The organism is Planomonospora algeriensis, assembly GCF_977012225.1.
Genome location: NZ_CDRNDK010000744.1, coordinates 1 through 2,046, shown reverse-complemented (window position 1 = coordinate 2,046; position 2,046 = coordinate 1). Strand labels below are relative to the sequence as shown.

At 71.2% G+C, this 2,046-nt stretch carries 3 protein-coding genes; 2 read left to right on the top strand and 1 reads right to left on the bottom strand.

Annotation, left to right across the window (positions count from 1 at the left end; all coding sequences use genetic code 11):
* Positions 1-232 (bottom strand): MarR family transcriptional regulator (locus tag ACWJ6R_RS35295; protein WP_449066371.1); only part of this gene is annotated, 232 nt, incomplete at its 3' end.
* A 143-nt stretch (positions 233-375) separates the two neighbouring features.
* On the opposite strand from ACWJ6R_RS35295, the gene zwf reads away from it, so the two are divergent.
* Together zwf and ACWJ6R_RS35285 are read left to right on the top strand one after the other, a co-directional pair.
* Positions 376-1,860 carry a glucose-6-phosphate dehydrogenase gene (zwf, locus tag ACWJ6R_RS35290; protein ID WP_449066370.1) on the top strand — a complete coding sequence of 495 codons (1,485 nt, stop codon included), beginning with the start codon at positions 376-378 and terminating at the stop codon, positions 1,858-1,860.
* Positions 1,857-2,046 (top strand): hypothetical protein (locus ACWJ6R_RS35285; protein WP_449066369.1); only part of this gene is annotated, 190 nt, incomplete at its 3' end. The genes zwf and ACWJ6R_RS35285, both read left to right, overlap by 4 nt.

Genomic DNA, 2,046 nt, shown 5'->3' with positions numbered 1-2,046 from the left:
CGCCGGCGGCGTTGAAGGCCAGGCGGGTGGGCGGGCGCCCGCCGGTGGAGGGGCCCTCGTTGTCCTCCACGATCAGGCGCCGGTCCAGCAGCTCGGTGACGCGCAGCGAGACGGCGGGCCGGGACAGGCCGGTGACACGTCCGATGTCCGCACGGGTGACGGCTTCACCGGTGCGGATGAGGCGGAGAACCTCGCCGCTCGTGGCGAGCGCGGCTGCGGGACGTCGAGGCATCGGCCAAGTGAACCACACCCCCTTAGGAAATGAAAAGTTCCGACTTTCTCATCTCAGATGACAAAACTCCGCTTGTGTAAAGCACAAGACACGGCTAGTGTCCGATCTATCCTCAAACCGGAAGATCACCACGGAGCTCCCTCATGTCCGAGAACCCCCAGCCCGCCGACCTGATCGTCTTCGGCGGCACAGGCGACCTCTCCATGCGGAAGCTGCTCCCCGCGCTCTACCACTGCGACCGCGACGGGCTGCTCGCCCCGGGGACCCGGATCATCGCGATGTCCCGGGGCGGACTCGACGACGCCGACTTCCGCGGCAAGGTCGACGCCGAGGTCCGCTCCTCGGTGCCGGTGGACGAGACCGGGGAGCGCGGCGTCTGGCAGCGGTTCCTGGACCGCCTGCACCACGTCACCATCGACATCTCCGGCGAGGACCCCACCGGCTGGCAGCGGCTCGGCGCCCTGCTCGACGGCCACGAGCAGCGGGACCGGGTCTTCTACCTGGCCAGCCCGCCCATGACGTTCGGCCCGTTCTGCCGCGAGGCGCACCGCGCCGGGCTGGTCACCCCCGCCTCGCGGGTGGTGCTGGAGAAGCCCCTCGGCCGCGACCTCGCCAGCGCCCGGCACATCAACGACGAGGTCGGTGAGATCTTCCACGAGCGGCAGATCTTCCGCATCGACCACTACCTGGGCAAGGAGACCGTCCAGAACCTGCTCGTGCTCCGCTTCGCCAACGCGTTCCTGGAGCCGATCTGGAACTCCCTGTGGATCGACCACGTCCAGATCACCGTCGCCGAGACCGTCGGCACGCCGGGCCGCCGGGGCTACTACGACCACGCCGGCGCCCTGCGCGACATGGTCCAGAACCACCTGCTCCAGCTGCTCTGCCTGGTCGCCATGGAGCCGCCGGCGCGCAACGACCGCGAGTCCATCCGGGACGAGAAGGTCAAGGTCCTGGAGTCGCTGCGGCCGATCACCGGCAGCGAGGTCGACCGCTTCACCGTCCGCGGCCAGTACACCGCCGGCGAGTCCGGCGGCGTGCAGGTCCCCGGCTACCTCGACGAGCCCGACGGCACCCCGCCCACCGAGGCCTCCCATCGGGTGGAGACCTTCGCGGCCATCCGCGCCGAGGTGAAGAACTGGCGCTGGGCCGGCGTGCCGTTCTACCTGCGCACCGGCAAGCGCATGCCGTACCGGTGCTCGGAGATCGTGGTCCAGTTCAAGGACGTGCCGCACTCGATCTTCCCGGGCAGCGCGCCGAACCGGCTGGTCCTCCGGCTCCAGCCGAGCGAGGGCATCCGGCTGCACATCATGGCCAAGGAGCCGGGCGCGGGCGAGGTGGCGCTCAAGCCGGTCCCGCTGAGCCTGAGCTTCGCCGAGACCTTCTCCGGCCGCGTGCCCGACGCCTACGAGCGGCTGCTCATGGACGTGCTGGCCGGCAACCCCACCCTGTTCATGCGCCGCGACGAGGTGGAGGCCGCCTGGCGGTGGATCGACCCGATCCTGCGCGAGTGGGAGTCGCAGAGCATGCTGCCCGAGCCGTACCCGGCGGGCACCTCCGGCCCGGCCGGGGCGCACGAGCTCGTCGACCGCAGCGGCCGCGCCTGGCACGAGGAGGACCCCGCGTGAACGAGCGCCCCGCCGACCCGACCGACCCGACCGAGCGAACCGACACCCACACCGATGGAGGAGGCCGGATGAACCGCGTCGTCCAAGAGGTCACCGACCGCCTGATCGAGCGCAGCCGCGCCAGCCGCGGCGCCTACCTGGCGCGTCTGGAGGCCGAGGCCGAGCGCCCGCGGGGCGGGGCCCCCG